The organism is Streptococcus xiaochunlingii (assembly GCF_006385805.1).
Taxonomy (GTDB): Bacteria; Bacillota; Bacilli; order Lactobacillales; family Streptococcaceae; genus Streptococcus; species Streptococcus xiaochunlingii.
This window is the reverse complement of sequence record NZ_VFSG01000002.1, coordinates 1-19289: the sequence shown is the minus strand read 5'-3', so window position 1 is coordinate 19289 and position 19289 is coordinate 1. Positions and strand designations below refer to the sequence as shown.

17 protein-coding genes, 12 tRNA genes and 2 pseudogenes are annotated in these 19289 nt (G+C 40.1%); 6 read left to right on the top strand and 25 right to left on the bottom strand.

What is annotated here, in order from left to right; translation table 11 throughout:
• Positions 1 to 30 precede the first annotated feature (30 nt).
• Positions 31 to 2676 (bottom strand): alpha-mannosidase, encoded by a 2646-nt coding sequence (locus FJR71_RS07460; protein ID WP_061564634.1) that lies wholly within the window; start codon positions 2674 to 2676, stop codon positions 31 to 33.
• Between the two features lie 241 nt (positions 2677 to 2917).
• Positions 2918 to 4198 (bottom strand): glycoside hydrolase family 125 protein, encoded by a 1281-nt coding sequence (locus FJR71_RS07455; protein WP_048691324.1) that lies wholly within the window; start codon positions 4196 to 4198, stop codon positions 2918 to 2920.
• A gap of 193 nt (positions 4199 to 4391) precedes the next feature.
• Between FJR71_RS07455 and FJR71_RS07450 the strand changes: the two genes are divergently transcribed.
• Complete coding sequence (locus FJR71_RS07450) at positions 4392 to 6470, top strand: GH92 family glycosyl hydrolase (RefSeq protein ID WP_140814458.1); 2079 nt, start codon at positions 4392 to 4394, stop codon at positions 6468 to 6470.
• Between the two features lie 53 nt (positions 6471 to 6523).
• On the opposite strand, the gene FJR71_RS07445 is transcribed toward FJR71_RS07450, so the two are convergent.
• From FJR71_RS07445 to FJR71_RS07395, 11 genes and pseudogenes are all read right to left on the bottom strand, one after another.
• Positions 6524 to 7069, bottom strand: a complete 546-nt coding sequence (locus FJR71_RS07445) for a DUF6287 domain-containing protein (protein WP_140814457.1) — start codon at positions 7067 to 7069, stop codon at positions 6524 to 6526.
• Positions 7070 to 7182: 113 nt separating this feature from the next.
• Entirely contained in the window at positions 7183 to 8682 is a 1500-nt protein-coding gene (locus tag FJR71_RS07440; protein ID WP_048691331.1) for a zinc ABC transporter substrate-binding protein AdcA, read from the bottom strand.
• An 8-nt stretch (positions 8683 to 8690) separates the two neighbouring features.
• Positions 8691 to 9494, bottom strand: a complete 804-nt coding sequence (locus tag FJR71_RS07435; protein ID WP_048691336.1) for a metal ABC transporter permease — start codon at positions 9492 to 9494, stop codon at positions 8691 to 8693.
• Positions 9487 to 10191, bottom strand: coding sequence for a metal ABC transporter ATP-binding protein (locus tag FJR71_RS07430; RefSeq protein ID WP_048691339.1), 705 nt, complete (start codon positions 10189 to 10191; stop codon positions 9487 to 9489). Before FJR71_RS07430 ends, FJR71_RS07435 begins: the two co-directional genes overlap by 8 nt.
• Positions 10191 to 10628 (bottom strand): zinc-dependent MarR family transcriptional regulator, encoded by a 438-nt coding sequence (locus tag FJR71_RS07425; protein ID WP_048691340.1) that lies wholly within the window; start codon positions 10626 to 10628, stop codon positions 10191 to 10193. Before FJR71_RS07425 ends, FJR71_RS07430 begins: the two co-directional genes overlap by 1 nt.
• A 406-nt stretch (positions 10629 to 11034) precedes the next feature.
• A pseudogene (locus tag FJR71_RS07420) lies at positions 11035 to 11166 on the bottom strand (ABC transporter ATP-binding protein); the annotation flags it as partial.
• Positions 11167 to 11291: 125 nt separating this feature from the next.
• Positions 11292 to 11381: pseudogene (locus FJR71_RS07415) on the bottom strand (winged helix-turn-helix transcriptional regulator); the annotation flags it as partial.
• 27 nt (positions 11382 to 11408) lie between these two features.
• The gene (locus FJR71_RS07410; RefSeq protein WP_006151390.1) at positions 11409 to 11972 is read right to left on the bottom strand and encodes an NAD(P)H-dependent oxidoreductase; all 564 of its coding nucleotides are present in this window, start codon (positions 11970 to 11972) and stop codon (positions 11409 to 11411) included.
• On the bottom strand, positions 11972 to 12565 hold the full coding sequence (locus FJR71_RS07405) for a TetR/AcrR family transcriptional regulator (RefSeq protein ID WP_006151448.1): 594 nt from the start codon (positions 12563 to 12565) through the stop codon (positions 11972 to 11974). The genes FJR71_RS07410 and FJR71_RS07405 overlap by 1 nt, the downstream gene beginning before the upstream one ends.
• Positions 12566 to 12906: 341 nt before the next feature.
• A complete protein-coding gene (locus FJR71_RS07400) occupies positions 12907 to 13527 on the bottom strand; it encodes a tetratricopeptide repeat protein (protein ID WP_006151778.1) in 621 nt (206 codons plus the stop codon).
• 194 nt (positions 13528 to 13721) lie between these two features.
• Positions 13722 to 14168 (bottom strand): helix-turn-helix transcriptional regulator, encoded by a 447-nt coding sequence (locus tag FJR71_RS07395; RefSeq protein ID WP_140814456.1) that lies wholly within the window; start codon positions 14166 to 14168, stop codon positions 13722 to 13724.
• A gap of 320 nt (positions 14169 to 14488) precedes the next feature.
• Here FJR71_RS07395 and FJR71_RS07390 point away from each other — a divergent pair, with 320 nt between their 5' ends.
• The 5 genes from FJR71_RS07390 to FJR71_RS07370 are packed head-to-tail and all read left to right on the top strand — an operon-like array spanning position 14489 to position 17979.
• The gene (locus FJR71_RS07390; protein ID WP_006152053.1) at positions 14489 to 14962 is read left to right on the top strand and encodes a hypothetical protein; all 474 of its coding nucleotides are present in this window, start codon (positions 14489 to 14491) and stop codon (positions 14960 to 14962) included.
• Between the two features lie 40 nt (positions 14963 to 15002).
• Positions 15003 to 16199 carry a replication initiation factor domain-containing protein gene (locus tag FJR71_RS07385; protein ID WP_140814455.1) on the top strand — a complete coding sequence of 399 codons (1197 nt, stop codon included), beginning with the start codon at positions 15003 to 15005 and terminating at the stop codon, positions 16197 to 16199.
• 2 nt (positions 16200 to 16201) lie between these two features.
• Positions 16202 to 16588 (top strand): hypothetical protein, encoded by a 387-nt coding sequence (locus FJR71_RS07380; protein WP_001096844.1) that lies wholly within the window; start codon positions 16202 to 16204, stop codon positions 16586 to 16588.
• A 59-nt stretch (positions 16589 to 16647) separates the two neighbouring features.
• Positions 16648 to 16842 carry a DUF3173 domain-containing protein gene (locus FJR71_RS07375; RefSeq protein WP_000598356.1) on the top strand — a complete coding sequence of 65 codons (195 nt, stop codon included), beginning with the start codon at positions 16648 to 16650 and terminating at the stop codon, positions 16840 to 16842.
• Positions 16843 to 16845: 3 nt separating this feature from the next.
• Positions 16846 to 17979, top strand: a complete 1134-nt coding sequence (locus FJR71_RS07370) for a tyrosine-type recombinase/integrase (RefSeq protein ID WP_140814454.1) — start codon at positions 16846 to 16848, stop codon at positions 17977 to 17979.
• A 74-nt stretch (positions 17980 to 18053) separates the two neighbouring features.
• Here FJR71_RS07370 and FJR71_RS07365 read toward each other — a convergent pair.
• The 12 genes from FJR71_RS07365 to FJR71_RS07310 all read right to left on the bottom strand — a co-directional run bounded on the left by FJR71_RS07365 (position 18054) and on the right by FJR71_RS07310 (position 19095).
• Positions 18054 to 18137, bottom strand: a tRNA-Leu gene (locus FJR71_RS07365).
• 9 nt (positions 18138 to 18146) lie between these two features.
• A tRNA-Gln gene (locus tag FJR71_RS07360) sits at positions 18147 to 18218 on the bottom strand.
• Positions 18219 to 18231: 13 nt separating this feature from the next.
• A tRNA-His gene (locus FJR71_RS07355) sits at positions 18232 to 18304 on the bottom strand.
• 12 nt (positions 18305 to 18316) lie between these two features.
• A tRNA-Trp gene (locus tag FJR71_RS07350) sits at positions 18317 to 18387 on the bottom strand.
• A 6-nt stretch (positions 18388 to 18393) separates the two neighbouring features.
• Positions 18394 to 18474: transfer RNA gene (locus tag FJR71_RS07345), tRNA-Tyr, on the bottom strand.
• 16 nt (positions 18475 to 18490) lie between these two features.
• Positions 18491 to 18563 (bottom strand) — tRNA-Phe (locus FJR71_RS07340).
• Between the two features lie 5 nt (positions 18564 to 18568).
• A tRNA-Met gene (locus FJR71_RS07335) sits at positions 18569 to 18642 on the bottom strand.
• A 9-nt stretch (positions 18643 to 18651) separates the two neighbouring features.
• Positions 18652 to 18741, bottom strand: a tRNA-Ser gene (locus FJR71_RS07330).
• A gap of 9 nt (positions 18742 to 18750) precedes the next feature.
• Positions 18751 to 18822 (bottom strand) — tRNA-Glu (locus FJR71_RS07325).
• Between the two features lie 13 nt (positions 18823 to 18835).
• Positions 18836 to 18909, bottom strand: a tRNA-Ile gene (locus FJR71_RS07320).
• A gap of 34 nt (positions 18910 to 18943) precedes the next feature.
• Positions 18944 to 19014 (bottom strand) — tRNA-Gly (locus FJR71_RS07315).
• 8 nt (positions 19015 to 19022) lie between these two features.
• Positions 19023 to 19095: transfer RNA gene (locus tag FJR71_RS07310), tRNA-Val, on the bottom strand.
• Positions 19096 to 19289 lie beyond the last annotated feature (194 nt).

Here is a 19289-nt window from a genome sequence, read left to right as displayed (position 1 = left end):
CTCCTTTCTGTTTATGTTTTCTTTTTGAAATTAAATTTCTTCTTTTTTGATCAATTCTGTACGAATTTCTTGTGGTGCTAATAGTCCTGAATGGACTGGATATGGGCGTTCCAACAAATCAAGAATGGTTTGTTGTTTTTCAGATACCCGAACATTTTCTTGACTCATGTTGTAATAACGAAGGACATAACCTTCTTCATTCTCAGCCACCTTAAAGGCTGTTGGGCAGACTTGTGGCAAGTTCAGTGCTGGATGGTTAAAGAGACTGCCCGTTGCTGCAACACTACCCTCTTGTTTTGCAACTTGAAGGGCTGTAAATGGCACCTGAAAGGCTTTGGCACGACGGAAGGCTGAGAATCGATCCTGAGCTTGATGGCACTCTACTGCGAACTCAACTTCGATATCGCGCAAGCACTGTGCTTCTGGTGTTGGGAAGTAGCCCCAGTCACCGAGTTCACCTGAAGCACGAAGAAGAGTTACAGCCATGGTGTCGTCTCCAAGGATTTCATACTCATGCAATCCTTTATTGGCTACCGTCACCCCTTTAATATCGTCATACAAGCTGACAAAGGCTTGTTGGTGTTGGGGATTTTCAGGATTTTCCCAAGAAGCTGCTGGTTTATTTGGCCGTGTCACCACCTCATAGATACTCTCAGAATCATTGCTCGGACGGGTGTTATGAGTCTTGACCAAGAGACGAATGCGGTGGTCTTTTGCAGTATTGGTAAAGCGAGTTTTAAAGCGAATCTGCGGATCATCCACAAAGACGGTCATCTCTGTTTCCAACGGAATGGTTGTCATTTCTTCTGAGCGTCCTGCCTCTCGGTTCATAAACTCGATAATGCCTCTTTGTTCCGCATCCAATTTTTCATCTGCGCTGACCGGGATCGTCAAGTCATGCTTGAGCAAGATTTTGGCATAGCGAGCATTATTTTCCAAGACCTCATGAGTTTTGAGCTCCGCATAGATTGGTTCGGTTCCTTTTGGTTGGAAGTAAATGTATTCATTTCCAATATCACCTCGGTCTTCGAAACGAAGGAAGTCCTCATAAGCCTCATTGGTCGTCTTGTCATAAAGGGTCAAGCCATTATCAATACTGAGGGTTACAAATGGCGTATCGAGAACCCCATTTTGGTAAATACCGTCATGATGGGAAGCTTTTCCTTCTAGGAGCTGGAAGGTTGTCCAAGAAAGAGGCGATAGGTGAACCGGAACCGTCACGCGCACTTGACGCGCAATATAAGGCTGACGGAATTTATCCTTTGGCAAGGTATAGCCAAAGCTTGCCCCCAAATCTTCAATCTCTGCTTCTACAAGATGACCATCTAAATCCTCTACGTGATAATCTGGCAAGGTCAAAGCAGCCATTTTCTTGAAGCCCTCTGTCGGGTGCAATTCCTTAAATGGACAAACCGCTACATCAATAACCGTGCTGACGGTGTCCACCTTGCCATGCAAGCCAGTGTTCATCACCGTAAAGAGTTGTTCACTTTGGGCTTTCTGAGTCGCTAGTTTCTCTTTCCATTCATTGAGAAGGTTGCTCTTGACAAAGTTACCGACTTGGTTGACCTTGGCAAAACGAACTTCCATTTCGCGGTGAACTTCGTCCACGCTACATCCACAAATACTATCGTGTGGTGCATTTTGCAATAGGGTCTTCCAAGCATAGGTCAATTGATCCTTGTGGTTGTGCCCACCAGTGATGATGGTCAAAGGTTCCACCACTTGCTCTAACAAATTGCTGTTTTCTTGGAAGGCTTGTTTGAGGTAAACCCGTGAAGAAGAGGTATTCGCCAGAGTATACCAACCATCGGTTTCCTGACTGGTCAATTCTCCTGTAACCGTTGATAATTGCTCAGGAAGCGCACTTTCCACTGCTCGCACATATTCGTCAAAGGAGCTATGAATAAAGGTCACGTCTGGGAAGAGTTCATTGGCCACGCGAATGGCTTCACTAATATTTCTCTGTACAGGCTGGTGGTCACAGCCGTTCATCATCAACCATTGGTTGGTCGATGCATAGTCACGAACGTCTGCCAATTTTTGTTTCCAGAAAGCCAAAGCTTCATCTTTATCCACTGGAATTTCATTCCCATTACTGTACCAGTTAGCAAATAGAATGCCGAGTACACGGCTACCATCCGCCCCTTGCCAGTACATTTCAGAAAATTGAGAGGTAAACTGCTCATCTTCGAGAACTTGGTTGTCAAATCCGATCGGCTTCACTCCACGCCCAAAGGCTGCTACGTGGATACCTGATTTTTGAAGGATTTGAGGAGCTTGCCCCATATTCCCAAAGGTATCTGGGAAGTAACCAATTTGAGTTGATTTGCCCCATTTGGCACATTCAGCTTGTCCAATCAAAGTATTGCGGACGTTGGCTTCACTGGAGATCAAATAATCATCCTGCAAGATATAGAAAGGACCAATCTTAAGCTTGCCCTCGTCGATATAACGCTGCACCTTGTCACGGTTCTCAGGGCGAATTTCTAAATAGTCATCAAGGACAATGGTTTGTCCATCCAAATGGAAGCTCTTGAATTCAGGGTCATTTTCAAAGAGATCAAAGAGATTGTCAAAGAGTTCCACCAATTGCATCCGGTGACTTTCAAAAGGTAAATACCACTCACGATCCCAGTGGCTGTGAGAGATAATGTGTACAACAACATTTTCCATGAGTAAAACCTCATTCTAACTTAAATTTTTAATGTTTTAAATATAAACTTGTGATTCTAACAAGAATCAGTGAAGCTAAAGCGTGCTCCTTATACTCAATGAAAGTCAAAGAGCAAACTAGGAAGCTAGCCGCAGGTTGCTCAAAGCACTTCTTTGAGGTTGTAGATAGAACTGACGAAGTCAGTAACATATATACGGCAAGGCGAAGCTGACGTGGTTTGAATTTGATTTTTGAAGAGTATTAGCGGATATCCAAGTAATCCAAGACTAATTCACAGAACATCATGTTGGCCCAAGAGAACCATTCACGCGAATATTTGGTTGGATCATCCACGTGGAAACTTTCGTGCATGACACCTGTTCCACCATCGCAGGCAACCAACTGATCCAGCAAGAATTTCTTCTCAGCTTTATCTGTAGCTGTTAAACCTTGGATCGACAGGGCAATCGGCCAGATATAGCGATAGAAGGTATGAGAACTTCCGAGTCCGCTTGCGTACTTCCCTTCATAGAAGTAAGGATTTTCAGGGCTCAAAATAGTCCGACGAGTAGCTTGGTAGACCTCATCGTCGATCGCGCAGTAGCCAAGATAAGGAGCTGCCAACAAGCTTGGTACGTTTGGATCATCCATGATGCTAACATTTCCCAAACCGTCTACCTCAAAGGCATAAATTTTCTCGCCCTTACTATTTGTAGTGTAGGCGTAGTTTTCGATCCCTTCTTGAATCTCCGCTTGGAGGCGTTTGGCATCTGCAATGATACTCTCACTATCAGCTAGATTCAATGCTGCAAAGATTTCTTGGACATAACCCAAAACAACTACTGCAAACATATTTGACGGAATCAAATAGCTATACTGACAGCAATCATCACTTGGACGGAAGGCTGACCAGGTCATCCCTGTCACAGCAAAATCTGGCCCAAAGCCGTCATTTACCAAGGTATCTTCCTTACGATCGGTATCACGGACGAAACGGTATGGTGAGTTATTGTGGTCTTGCTCCACTGTCCAGAGATGAAGGATTTCCTTGGTCGCTGTGACAAAGGTTTCATCAAATTGGCTAGTCTCACCAGTTTCCTTCCACAGGAGGTAAGCCAATTGCAAGGGATAGCAAAGCGAGTCCACTTCATACTTACGTTCCCAAATCCAGCCATTCAAATCGGTGTGGTCAGTCTCGTGGTGGCCTTTCCAGTTCTCCTCAATATTAAAAGAGTTAGCATAGGGATCCTTGAGGATCAAGGTCATCTGGCGCTTGACCAAACCAGCAATGGTCTGGCGCAAACGAGGGTCTCTTTTTGCCACATGAAGATAGGGTCTCAATTGAGCCGTTGAGTCACGCAACCACATAGCTGGAATGTCCCCTGTCAACACAAAGGTTGACCCATCTTCTAAAATTTCAACTGTATTATCTAAAGTATCTGTGTAGCAACGCTCAAAGACATCCACCCACTCCGGGTACTCCTTGGCACGTTCTGCTACTTGGTCCAGCCATTCTCTGACGATTTCTTTTGAATAAGTCATTCCTTTTCCTCACACGTATCGATTCTTTCCTATTCAGTATAAAAGATTTCAGATGGGAAATACATACGCAAATTATAGCCCTTTTTCTACAAACTTTTCTAGTTTTGAAAAAGACTTTCCCATTTGAGGGGCTTCTGCTAAAATAAAGAAAGAAAAGGGCTTGAAGGCCCTAGTATGACACAGGAGGTCCCGCATGAAGACCGATATTACTCATATTGATACCCGCTTAGGAACAGACAATCACTCAGCTTATTCTAACGGCAACACCCTTCCTTACACAGGAGTTCCTTTTGGGATGAATTATTTCCTTCCACAGACGACACATGAACAGGACGCTTGGTTTTTCAACCCCAACCTTCCTATCTTTCAAGGTATTCGCTTGACCCATCAGCCTAGCCCTTGGATTGGAGATTTTTCCTGGTGTCTCCTCACCCCACTAACAGACATTCCGACTCAAGAAGACCTCTATTTCAGACAGAGCAGTTACCGGGTCCAAGAAGCTGTCTTTCAGCCCCATTATTTAGCTCTCACCTCAGAGCGCTATCAAGTCCATACAGAGCTGACACCCAGCCTCTACGGGGCCATTCTCCGCTTTAGAGGGCCGTCTGCACTTTCACTGGCCATTCATTGCCCCAATGGACTAGCTGAAGTAGAATTCGGAGAAACGAATCTACATTTCTACATCCTAGACCAAAATCATACCGACCAACAAACCTATCCTTTCTATCTTCATGTCGAATTTGACCAAGCCATCACTCGCACTCACTGGCTAGGACAGGATTTGATCCTAGAATTTGACAGCCCTACCCTAGAAGCTCGATTAGGCACTTCCTTTATCAACCCTGAGTTGGCCGAATCTCACCTTCCTACAGCTAGCTTTGAAGAGATGAAAGAAAAAGCGAGCCGCAAATGGCAAGAGCTAATGGACCGATTTGAAATTTTAGATACGGGCGGAGAGGATCGAACATTTTTCGATCACTGTCTCTACCGTAGTCTGCTCTTTCCTCAGACTTGTTATGAAGTAACCCCTGAGGGGAAAGCAGTCCATCGCGATTTCGCCCACAACCGCATTCAAGAAGGAAAATACTTCACGAGTTTGGGCTTCTGGGATCTCTTTCGGACCACCTTTCCTCTCTATAGCCTAGTCTATCCCGAGCTTTACCAGGAATTTCTCGAAGGCTTCCTCAGCCATTACCGAGATACCGGTTTCCTCCCTAAATGGCTAGCGCCGGACGAAAGAGGCATGATGCCTGGAACCCTCATTGATGGGGTCATTGCCGATGCCATTCAAAAAGGCCTAGCTCCCGACCTCCACACGGAGCTTTTTGAAGCCATGCTAGATACAGCTAGGAAGGAAGACCCAAATGGTCATTACGGTCGACGAGGAGCTAAAGAATACAAGGAATTAGGCTATCTATCCACTGACTATCACGAAAGCGTGAGTCACACCATTGACTTCTCCTATAGCGATTTTTGTATCGCCCAAACTGCCCAGCTACTTGGCAAGGAAGCTTTGGCCAAAGAATATGCCCAGTCTAGTCTTTCCTATCGAACCCTCTTTGATCCAGAAACAGGTTATATCCGGGCCAAAGATAAGAAGGGCCATTTCAGACCAGACTTTTCCCCCATCAGTTGGGGACGCGACTATGCAGAGTGCTCTGCCATTCAGGCAACCTTAGGCGCCCTTCACGACATCGAGGGCCTCAAGCAACTCTTTGGTGGAGAAGGAGGATTTACCCACTACTTAACTCGACTAGCCACTCAAGCACCGCATTACGAAGTGACGGGCTATGGCTACGAAATTCATGAAATGAGTGAGATGGCCCAAGCTCCTTTTGGACAAATTGCCATTTCAAACCAACCGAGTTTTCACATCCCCTATCTCTTCCGCTATAGCCAACACCCGGAATACACTAGCATCCTAATCCAGGCCCTTCGCAAGGAAGCCTTCCAGCCAAGCTTTCAAGCCTATCCAGGAGATGAAGATAATGGCAGCCTATCCTCCTGGTATATCTGGTCGGTTTTAGGACTCTATCCAACTTGTCCAGGCAAGCCAGTCTATGACCTAGGGATTCCCCTCTTCAAACACTTGCGCCTCTTTCTCCCTCAAGAGAAAAAATGGCTGCATATCCATAGCACAGCTCACACAGCCCAAGCACACTTTCTTCAAGATGCTTCTCTTGATGGAAAAAAGGTCGACAGAGTGAGCCACCAAGACCTCTTGAAAGCGGAGAAGCTAGACTTCTACCTTTCTTGGCTCCCTAAAATCTAAAAAAGAATGAAGAGTAGGACACTCTTCATTCTTTTTCATTACACATATACTAGCTAATTCCCAACCTTATAGAGGAAAGAACCTTGTTCCGTAAAACTGTACATCCCAGTTCCGGTCCAGAGACGGTCCTTATTAACATCAGAATCATCATGGAAGATGACTTCTCCATTTTCGTCCGTTTGGTCATCAATCGTAAGCCCGGCAGGGATGAATTCCATCAAAAATCCTCCTGTAACTCCTCCGTAGACTCCTCCTGAAACAGTTCCATAATCCGTCAAGGAAAGACCATAAGACTCATATTCGTTAGAGACCAAACCATTTTGATCAAAGACGAGTTTATTCCCCTTATCATCTTGCCAGACACCAGCTACACTACTATAATCCCCTTGAGCGATTGCTTCAATATCCATCTTTGTTTTCTCTTTCTTATCACTCGAACTCTCAGCTTTCTTTGTTTCACTAGTAGCTGAGCTAGCCTTCGATTGACGAACTGTACTTTCTTTACTTTCAGATCCTGTCTCCTGCTTTTTATCACCACAGGCTCCAAGGAAAAACAGTAGAGCAGAAATCAACAATAGCAAACGATACTTTTTCATCATGAATCTCCCCATATTCAATCTATTCTATAAGCCTAATTTTATCCTTTTTCTAGCAATTTGACAAGTTTCTGTTACTATCAAAAAAGGAACCAACTGGTTCCTTCTCTAATTGATTAATGGGCCAACATTTCCTGCGCAATTTCGAATCCGGATAGGTCACTTGGGTAGTAAGTAGGCCAATTTTCCAATTCCTTATAAAGAGCCTCTTGGCTTTCCCCACCGAAGAAAATATGGAAGTGAGCTGCCTTATTAGGAGCAATTTGATGGTCACTGAATTGAACATACTTGAATTCACCCGCATTCGGATCAGTTGCTTCAAAGAGATACCGCACTCCACGATTCCCTTTTGTATAGTTTAGCGTATGCTTCCCAGCATAGCGGTATTCGAACTTCTTCTCTTCGCCATTCTTATAGAAGGTCATGGTTTTGTCTGTAATGACAATCCGGTCGACATCTGTTTTATAACCTGTGGTGTAGTAGGCTTTATACTCTTCAACTGTTTTGGACTTGGTTAATTTAGCTTTGTAGTCAAAGACTTGATCCAAGGTTCCATCTTTTAGATAAGGATACACAGACTGCCAATCACCTACATAGTCTGAAAGAGTTCGGTCCTTAATAGCACTGTCCTCAAAGTAGCCATTGGCTACTGTTTTGGTGTCTTCTTCCTCTTCTGGAGCGATTTCTTTTCCAGCTTGAGTTGTTGTTAACTCCAAAGATTTGAGGTTGGCTCCCATGATAGAGATGTAGTCTTCACCATCTTTCATCTGCTCATCTGTCAAGCTCTCTAATGGATTCAAAACAGCTAGATCCACACCGGTTTCAGCAGACAAGGTTTTCGATAAGGATTTAGAAGCATTTTCTTCAAAGTAGATGACCTTGATGTCATTCTTCTTGATGTACTCTGTCAATTCACTCAAGCGAGTCGCAGACGGTTCACTATCTGGTGACAAACCTGAAATAGAAACTTGATTCAAGCCATAGTCCAGGGCCAAATAACGGAAAGCTGCGTGTTGAGTAACAAAGTTTTTCTGTTTCGCTTCAGATAAGCTCTTCGTATAGCTGTCATCCAATTTTTTCAACTTGGCAATATAGGCATCCGCATTAGCTGTAAAGCTAGCCTTTTTATCTGGGTACTGTTTCACCAGTTGATCACGAATCGTTTCCACCATTTTAATGGCTCTCTGCGGAGAAAGCCAGACATGGGGATCGTAGTCATGATGGTGTTCTTCCCCTCCCTCATGGTCATGCTCTTCCTCACCACCTGGTAAAAGCAGCATATTTTCCGTCGCTTTGACAACCTTGGTTTTCTTGCCATCCATTGATTTCAACAACTGAGGCACCCACGTTTCCATGTTCTCATTCTCGTAGACAAAGACATCTGACTCTTGGATTTTTGCGCGCCCCTTGGCAGACAATTCAAAATCATGGGGTTCCGAACCAGACCCGATCAAGAGCTCCACATCTCCCTCGTCTCCAACGACTTGCTTAGTAAATTCATAGACAGGATAGAAAGTCGTCATGACTTTCAATTTCCCTGACTGATTTTGACCACCACTACAAGCTACTAAAAGAAGACTACAAAAGGCTAACACCAGCCATGCAAGTTTTTTCATAAGATCACCTATTTTCTAAATTTAACAAAAAGATTTGAGAGCAAAAAGAAGAATACAAATAAGAGGGTAATGGTCGCACTAACCGGTGTATCCGGGTAATAAGAAAGAATGAGACCACTGACCATCCCTACAAAACCAATGACCACTGCCAAAATCATGACTGAACGGAAGGTTTTTCCTAGCTTTAAAGCAATACTAGCTGGCAAGACCATGATGGTAGATACCAACAAGGAACCCGCAGCCGGGATCATCAAGGCGATAGCCACCCCTGTCACGATATTAAACAAGATAGACATGAGACGCACGGGTAAACCATCTACATAAGCTGTATCCTCGTCAAACGTAAGAATATACATCGGACGAATAAAGAGAACCGTCAAACACAAAACAATCGCCGCTATGACAAACAGAGCTAACACTTGCTCATCGGTAATGGTCAAGGTAGAACCAAATAGGTACTGGTCCAGACTCATGGAGCTTTTACCACCACCCTTCATGATCACCAAAGCCAAGGCCAAACCGGTTGACATGAGAATCGCTGTCCCTATTTCCATAAAATCTTTATAGACCGTGCGTAAGTACTCTAGAAATACAGCTGCTATGATCACCACAATGACTGTAGAAATAGTCGGAGAGAAACCAAGGAAGAGACCAAAAGCAACCCCTGATAGAGAAACGTGGCTCAGCGTATCACTCATCAAGCTCTGACGACGCAAAATCAAAAATACACCTAGGATAGGAGAGAAGAGACTCATAGCAACCATCGCCAACAAGGCCCGTTGCATAAAATCATACTGAAAGAGACTAAGCATGGTCCTCACCTCCATCTTTCTCATGGACATTAAAGCAACGCCATGGAGAGTTTTGTTTTCTCACTAGGTGAATATTGCGATCCGCGTAATGGCTCACCTCTTCAGGATCATGCGTAATCATCAAAACAGCCTTCCCATGATGATGGGCACTGTGGTGCATCAATTCATAAAACTCATCCTTACTACCAGCATCCATCCCAGTAGTCGGTTCATCCAAGACAAAAATATCTGGATCAGACGCAAACATTCGTGCAATGACAGCCCGTTGTTTCTGGCCACCGGATAGAGCCCCTAATGGTTTATCACGATGCTCTAACATCCCAACAGCAGATAAACTAGCTAGAATGTGCTCCTCATCGTGATGATTTAACCGACGAAACCAACCCTTACGAGGATACCGCCCTGATTTCACAAACTCATAAACAGAACTGGGAAAGCCAGCATTAAAGCTTGCAATTTGTTGCGGAAGATAGGCAATTCGTAATTTTTTACCAGCTACATTTTCCTTAGCAATTTCAACCGTCCCTACTTTTGGTTTTAAGATGCCAAGACTTGCCTTGATCAAAGTAGATTTGGCTGCGCCATTCTCACCAGTCAGCGTCACAAACTCCCCGCTGTCCAAGTAATAATTCACCCCTTCTAGAACAGGCTCTCGATCATAATAAAATGAAAGATCTTTAACAGTGATATAACGCATTAACGAAGATCCTCCAATAAGCGAGATAAAAACTTAGAAATAACCATCTGTTCTTCTTGAGAAAATTCGCTCAAAACTTGATCATAAACAGCCAAAGTATGATCATGATGATGAGAATGTTCCTCAGCAACTGGACGCCCCAAATCTGTTAAACGGTACAAAACGATTCGAGCATCTTTCTCATCTTTTAGAGCTTCTAACATCCCAAAAGAAAGTAATTGTTTAACAGCCTTAGTAACAGCAGCTTGACTAACATTCAGCAATTTAGCAAGCTCAGAATTGGAATAATTATTCTTTGATAATAACATTAAAATGTGTTCTTGCGTATTGGTTAAAGAAAAACCACTTGTACAAGAACCTATCAAAACTTCATGCTGATTCTCAGAAATAAGTAAAATAGAATTTAAAAACTCATCGATCTGATTAGCGACTTTCATACGTACTCCCTTTCTATTAACCAGTAAATACTTTACCGGTTAATTATAACACAGTAAAGGAAAATAGTCAAAGTATTTTCAGAAAACAATAAAAACAATTTTTAGTAACTGTTAAGTAACTCAGCATCAAAAATTCAACAAATAAAAGAAAAAAACAAGGTCCGAAAACCTTGTCTTTAATACTATACCGGCGGCCGGGGTCGAACCGGCACGTCCTTGCGGACACTGGATTTTGAGTTCTATGAACCCATTTTTTAAATCTTATAACCTTGATTTAATAGGGTTTTAGAACTTTTGAATCTTGCAAAATAGACTCATTTTTTAAATTTTAGTAACTTTTTGGTAACTCATCTTTCTCTCTTAAATAACTACTTCCATAAATAGTGAGTCAATAATCTTATTTCTCAGTCGTTGATTTCCTTGCCCCATTTGGTCCTAGAATCGCATTAAACGTTCCCTTTTCAAACTGTAGGTGAATATGATCAACCACTAGATGATTTCCATACCGTTTACTGATGTTTTTAGCTGGTAATATCATGTTCTCTCTCCTTTTTGACAGTATCAGTCTAGCAAAAAAGCCGTTTAAAAAACGGCCTTTTGGGATAAGCGGTCAAAATGAGAACCTAAGTGGCAAGATGAAAGTGACAAAAAGAAGAAGAAAATTTAATGCAACCATTCTTTCCCCCATTGATTCAAGTCCTTTAAAATCGGCATCAGCGATTTCCCTTTTCCTGTCAGCTCATATTCTGTATGCTCTGTCATGACTTATAACGCACGTTTTTATATCCTTTTGGCTATCTGTGCGATTTTTTCGAGTTCTTCTTTCCGTTGACGATCACTCATATACTCCACTCGTGTAACTTGTGTCATTTTAACCGGTTTAATACCACAGGGTTTCAAGATTTGAGATTTTAGAACCTTTGCGTAGTCTTGAGAAAAAGGAAGAAAAATTTTTGGCGTATTATGCGTCGTAATGATCCACGCTTTTCCATCTAGTTGCCCCACCGGACCTCGAGGTCCATTCTGATAAGCAAAACCTGCAACAAAAACACGATCAATAAAACCTTTTAAAATAGCTGGCATTCCACTCCACCAAGTAGGGAAAATAAAAATCAACTGATCTGCCCAAATCAATAAATCTCTATATGGTTTCATGTCTTCATTATGCTGTAAATCTCTCCTTTTATGCATTTCATCAAAACGTAAAACCGGGTCAAAGTTTTCTTTATATAAGTCTATTATTTTAACTCTATGCTCTGGTGCTAAATGCTTTTGCACAGTTTGAAGGATTGACGCATTATAACTTGTTTCATTCGGATGTGAATAGATTATTAAAACATTCATCAGCTATCTCCTTTTATATAAATATCAAGCATCGTTCTGACGGTCTTTTGAACATCATTTTCTTTAAAGTTTTCTCCAACAGGACTCCTTACCAATAGAGCCAAACCAGCAATAAAACTCCAAAAATTGATCAATATTTCTGCGTCACTACTAGAAAGATTTTCCTCATCTTTAAGTCTTAACGCTACCGACTTAAAATGTTCAAATCCTGGTAAAGAGGAGTTGACTGAAATAGTTTCCTGGGATAACTCCATATAGTTATATGGAAATTTGATAAATAATGCTTCAAATAGATAGGTTTCCTCTTGGGCAAACCTTACAAAGTTACAGCCCATCAGAGTTAGTTGAGTTCTTGCATCTATGGAAGTATCAATCCCAAGTATCATATTTTTCAAAAAGAACATTGATAAGTGTTCCATAACAACTTGAATATATTTATCTTTACTTCCAAAATGCTTATAGGGAGCTCCATGAGTCACCCCACATTTTTGAGCTATTGTACGCATAGACATCCGGTCAATCCCGTTAGTTCTGATTTCTTCAATGCCGACCGAAATTAACTTTTCTTTCAGTTCTTCCGTATTCCGTTTCATTTGACCACCTTTCCTTATCGAAGTATACGTTGTCTACTTTTATAAAGTATACACCGTCTACTTATATTTGTCAAATAAAAAAATACTCAAAACTTAGCTTCAGAGTCCCTAACCTTCTGTTATGTACTCTCCTAAGGAAAGTTTCTAAGAAGATTTTATCTTCAATTAAAAGGCTGAGACTACTGTCCCAGCCTTTTAATCATCCTTATTGACATTGAAACAAAAGCAATACTAAAACGAAAAGACAAGGATAAAAAACCTTGTCTTTTTTTAACACTAACAACTTAGACTAACATAGTTTCAAAGCAAAAACAAACTAATGGCAAAATCTAAATGTCAAATCATTCATTAATCAATTCCTCAATTTCCTTTATCCCTTCAAATTCTCCAACACTTTCGAAAAGTTCTATAGCTCGTTTGAAATGTCTGTTGGATAATTCCGTATCTTTCAATGCTAAATAGATTTCCCCTAACCCTCTATAGCTACAAGCTTGAGAAATCACATCATCTGTCTCTAAAGATTGTTCCAATGACAGATTCATGAATGTAAGAGCTTCATCAAGGTTGTTTAATTTAAATCTCACATAGCCTTGTTCGTAGTTATTCACAGCTTTCTTTAAATTATCATTTGGAAAATGCTCTTCAACTATCTTCTCTTCATCTTCAATGAGTTTTAAAGCCTTATGAAAATCACCCTGATCTCTGTAGATCATAGCTAATTGATGTAAGCCAATATGTTCATGTTCTTTATCTTCATTTTGTTTAGCTAATAAAATGTATTTCTCAAAGATATGGGTACACGAGGCATAGTCTTTTTCTGCTAACAATAAATATCCCATCAGATTTAAAAGACTAAAATCTGTACAGGTATCAATGGAAAAATCTTGTTCAACCAACTTTTTAGCTTCTGATGTTTTTCCCTCCAAAAACAAGTCCCAAGCTGTATCAAGTTTAGAGACCATCTATTTCCCCCTTTCAACTATAAACACCCTTCATAAAATAAAATCACTCAACAAGAATATACTAATCTTTACCTATTGAAACTTAATCAAATAAACCATCAATCTGCATTAAAATAATCATAAACCTCTTTATATAGAATTCTGTCAATGTTTTAGACAAATTTTGGGAGGAAATTTTGAAGACTAGCGTCCTTCTAGTTTTCCCAATAAGTTTTAACTTCTTCAAAAATCTTATTCAAAAGTTCTGCATCTTTTTCTGACAACTGATTTTTTTCTATAACTCTATCTTTTAGTTCTGTTGCCTTTATTTTATTTCTTGCCACCGAAACTGCTATTGAATGTTTCAAAATATCAAACTCATCCTTTGAAAAGTTTGCAATGTTGGTAAGATCTAATTGTTCTAGAGGTAAACTACTGATAATTGAATAAGGTTTTTGTCCCAGCAAATAATCTGTAGTAGTACCAAAGATATTTGCTAATTTTACAACTAATTCTAATCCCGGTTCTAACGTTCCATTCTCCCAACGAGAATATGTCCCTTGCTGAACTCCAATTAATTCCGATATTTGTACTTGAGTTAATTTTTTTGATTTTCTGAGAGTTTTTAATCTATCTGAAAATTTATAATCCTTTGTATACATAAGTCTCCTATAAATATTCTTAATCGTATATTTTTACTTGACAAAATATTCTAAACGGTATAAAATAGAATTATTCCATAAGGAATATTTATTTTGAGATTAAATATTCCATTGAGAATATTATAGCATAAAAGGAGGTAAAAGCGTATGTAATTAGTAGTCGATTTAAAAAATTTTAATAAAGGAGGTAAGATTCGACAAAATAAAAAAATCTTGAAACAAATGTGCCGTTCGTTCCAAGATCAAAACATATTATGTAACAATTATACCACAGAAAACTCTTCAGTTGCACAAGAAAATTTCGGAGGTTTCACAAAAAGATGACCAATAAAGAGTTAGTCAATCAAATTTCTGGCCTAAACTCTACCTCTACTCTTAAAAATTGGATTCAACTGATTAAAGAGATAAGTGGCAAGGAATTTAAGAAAATTAAAATTCCTATCAGTAGAAATCCAAGAACTCATCAATTAAGTTATACAGTTTCCTATGACTTTACAGACGAAGACCTTAGACAATTTCAAAAGTTAGCTAACCTAAAACTTGAAATAGGTCTCAAAGAGGCTATACAAGCCGTATTTGGGAGTCTAGCAGACAATGAGCAAGAATCCCTAAACCAAGTAATAAATGAGCTCTACGATGAACTGAGCGCCTTAAAACAGGAATTTAAGCGAGAAATACGACTGATACAAATTGAGAATGCCAATCTAAAAAAGAAAATCCAAGATATTGAAGAGTCGATGCAAACCGGCTTACTAGGGTTTGTTCAGAAGAGGTCAAAAAATAGGTTCGGCTAATAGCGAGTTTTCGGCTGAGCCAGGAGGCAGAAAGCCGAAAATGAGCGTAGATGCGGACGGACCATTTTTGACCGATAGGGTGTGTAGTAACACCACCCTCTGCAAGTTAGGTGTACCATCGAAAGAATTCAGTATTTCCAAGGGTTTCGGAGATTTTAAGGGTGGCAAAATTAGGCAAAAAGTTGAATCAAAATCTATGGCAAAAAATGAACATTTACGTTCTGTATTTGACTGGATTCAAATTCAGTTTGATAAGACTGAATTTTCGCCAAGAGAAATAATCGAAGACATTCTATTTCTTGACTATGACCTATTTATTGAGAATAAAGGGAGCCTTAAATACTATAACTATGATAGCCAGCTTCATCATGGGAATATCCGTATCTACTATGGAGCGAAAGAGTCGTCCTACATGCTTGTCATGTCAGGACAGGCACTCGAGTTCTTTAGAGATATGGTATTAGATCCAAATAGTCTGTCCGAAAGACAGTTTCTGAACAACCTCTACTACAATTACAATCAGTTTTCAGTAAGACGAATTGATATTGCAATAGATGATTTTAATGAAACACCCTATTTCACTCCTAATCAGCTTCTAAAGATTTGTCAGAAGAAACGCTTTATATATGGAAAAAGCACCTACTACAATACATACGGAGATGAAACAATCGGCCAAACCTTATATTTGAGAAAACCCAATGATGATGAAAGACTTAGAGTTTATGATAAACGCTTAGAACGAGCTGAGAAGCTCGGCATCAGCAAGCATTTTATAGAAAATTGGATAAGAACTGAGTTAGAACTTAGAAAAGAAAAAGCTCACTACTTCATTCAAGAATGGTTGCATTCAGAAATAGAACTTCTTAACTTTACCAAGGGATATCTCAAAGAAAAAGTGAGATTCTATAGTGATAGCCATTTCTCAAAACCTTTGAGATCTTGGGAAAAGTTTTTAGGTCACTCAAAACCTGTCTCTATCATTATTTCAAAACCAAAAACAGAACTGGAACAAAAATTAGAATGGTTTACCTATAAAGGTTCAGGAGCTATTCTAAAAGCGTATAAGTTTTTATACGACAATAACTTACTGCATGAGTATGAGAAAGCTAACTATCTCGCACTCAACAATATGGAATATCCACCAGATTTAGCAAGTGGATTAATAGAAAGGGCAATTCTCTTTAAAAGAGAGGATTTAATCCCTACAATCAAAGAAAATATTAAAAGGAGAAATTAACTATGGCAAAAATGCTTTCACAAAATGACTGGAATTTTAATAACATTGGAACAAAGTTTGAATTGGATGAAGTTATTCCAAAATTTGAAACGGAAGTCCGAGCAGATGCAAACGGAGAAATTATCAAAAACCGAGATGGTAGCGAAAGACGTTTTAATACCGATAAAATCATCGGTTGGAAATACAATGTAACGATCAAGGATGGACAATTCAAAAAGAAATCAACCCAAGTCTCAGTAGATAATCCAGAAGCTTTAGTCGATAATGACTATATCCAAGCAATGGATCAAGTACCAGTTACATTTGACAATTTACAAGCCACTATGATTAGTTCAACGATGTATTACAAGGCGGATGCTATCCATTTAGTAGATGTAAAACAAAAATAAGTATTAGACAAGGGGAGTTAATCCTCCCCTTACTTAATCTAATCAGAAAAGGAGATCACATGATTAAAACTGTAACAAAAGATGACCTTATCGAACTTGGATTTGCTCCAGGAACTGCAAGAAAGATTATCCATACTGGCAAATTACTATTAGTGAATCGTGGTTTTAATATCTACGATAACAAACGGATTGGTACAATTCCAGCCAGTGTCGCTGAAGAACTACTAGGAATTGAACTCCAGAAAGAAGCATAATGAATGACTATTCGTAAAACTAAAAGTGGTAAATGGACCGTTGATGTTTCTAATGGTTTCCACCCCGTCACACAAAAAAGAATACGTATCATTCGAAAAGGATTAAAATCTAAAAAGGAAGCCCTAGAACTAGAACAACATATTCGAGTTGTAGAATTAAAAGAAAAACAATTTGACTTTGTAGTAACAACGGATATGTTATTCGACTTACTTGAAGAAGATGATCTGAAAAATGGCAGAAAAATAAGCTATACAAGTACACAAAGAAACAATTATGAGCGTCATATTAAGCCATATTTTAAAAATACAAATTTAAATAAATTAACGTATGACCATATATTCGAATTTCGTGAATACCTAAAAACAAAACCTAAAAAACAAAATGAAAATGAAGTTTTAAGCTATAACACAATTAATAAGGTTCTAATTCTACTTAAAAAAATTTTTGATACTGGTGTAAGAAAATCTCTCATTGACAAAAATCCAGTTAAGAATCTGAGAAAATTACCAATTAAGAAGCCTGGTATTAAATTTTGGAGTATAGAAGAATTCACGAGATTTAGAGAACTTATTCGAGATGATGAAATAAGTTATGACCTGTTTTTCATAATTGCTTTCTTTACTGGAATGAGAATGGGAGAAATCCTCGCATTGAACTGGAATGATATAAATCTTTTAACAAATACGATTTACGTTACCAAAACGGTATACTTTGTAAATAATACAAGCTACATTAATACAACAAAAACACGTTCAGGAACTAGAAATATAACAATAAATCAGAAATTAGCAGAAATGCTAAAAGATTGGAAAGTAAAACAAAAAGAAAAACTTGAGGAATTTACGAAAAATACAGACGAACTACAAATAATACAAAGTACACCAATAACAATTACGAAAAATATGATTGATAAAAAGTTTAAGCAAATACTAGAAAGGGATAAAGATTTAAAGAAAATAAGAATTCATGATTTGAGACACTCTCATGCATCATTACTAATAAATCAAGGAGAGGATTACCTTGTTGTCAAAGAAAGATTAGGACACGCATCTATTACAACAACAATTGATACTTATTCTCATTTGTACCCTAGCAAACAGAAAACATTGGCTAATAAACTTGACGATTTATTTTAAAATGGAAAAAATTGGTAACTCAACAAAAACAGAGAAAAAAAAGACAAGGTCCTAAAACCTTGTCTTTATTACTATACCGGCGGCCGGGGTCGAACCGGCACGTCCTTGCGGACACTGGATTTTGAGTCCAGCGCGTCTGCCAATTCCGCCACGCCGGCAAAGTATAACTGGGGTAGCTGGATTCGAACCAACGCATGAGGGAGTCAAAGTCCCTTGCCTTACCGCTTGGCTATACCCCAATAATATAAAATAGGCGAGTGATGGGGATCGAACCCACGCATGCCAGAGCCACAATCTGGTGTGTTAACCACTTCACCACACCCGCCATATTCTTATACACGGGCAGTAGGAATTGAACCCACACTGAAGGTTTTGGAGACCTTAGTTCTACCTTTAAACTATGCCCGTAAAGGATGGAAGGGGAGGGATTCGAACCCCCGAACCCGAAGGAGCGGATTTACAGTCCGCCGCGTTTAGCCTCTTCGCTACCCTTCCGAATAATATTAAATTATGGCGCGAGACGGAATCGAACCGCCGACACATGGAGCTTCAATCCATTGCTCTACCAACTGAGCTACCGAGCCAAATATTGCGGGAGCAGGATTTGAACCTACGACCTTCGGGTTATGAGCCCGACGAGCTACCGAGCTGCTCCATCCCGCGTTAATATTAAGGAGGATGTGGGATTCGAACCCACGCACGCTTTTACACGCCTGACGGTTTTCAAGACCGTTCCCTTCAGCCGGACTTGGGTAATCCTCCAATATAATATAGTCCGTACGGGATTCGAACCCGTGTTACCGCCGTGAAAAGGCGGTGTCTTAACCCCTTGACCAACGGACCATAATATTAAAAATGGGCACGAGTGGACTCGAACCACCGACCTCACGCTTATCAGGCGTGCGCTCTAACCACCTGAGCTACGCGCCCAAGTTAAAAACTTGGTAATGAACAAACAGTTCAAAGCGGGTGACGAGAATCGAACTCGCGACAACAGCTTGGAAGGCTGTAGTTTTACCACTAAACTACACCCGCTTGAAAAATGGGAATTAACGGGATCGAACCGCTGACCCTCTGCTTGTAAGGCAGATGCTCTCCCAGCTGAGCTAAACTCCCAAATGGTCGTTTAACTCAGCCAACGGTGAGAAACTACGTTTCTCTTATCCGCCGATTGGAATCTCGATTGCCTCTCAATTCCAACTAAGCTAAACTCCCAAATGAGCCTAGTTTCCACTAGACTCAACCTTGCTAAGCGACTACCATATCTCACAGGGGGCAACCCCCAACTACTTCCGGCGTTCTAGGGCTTA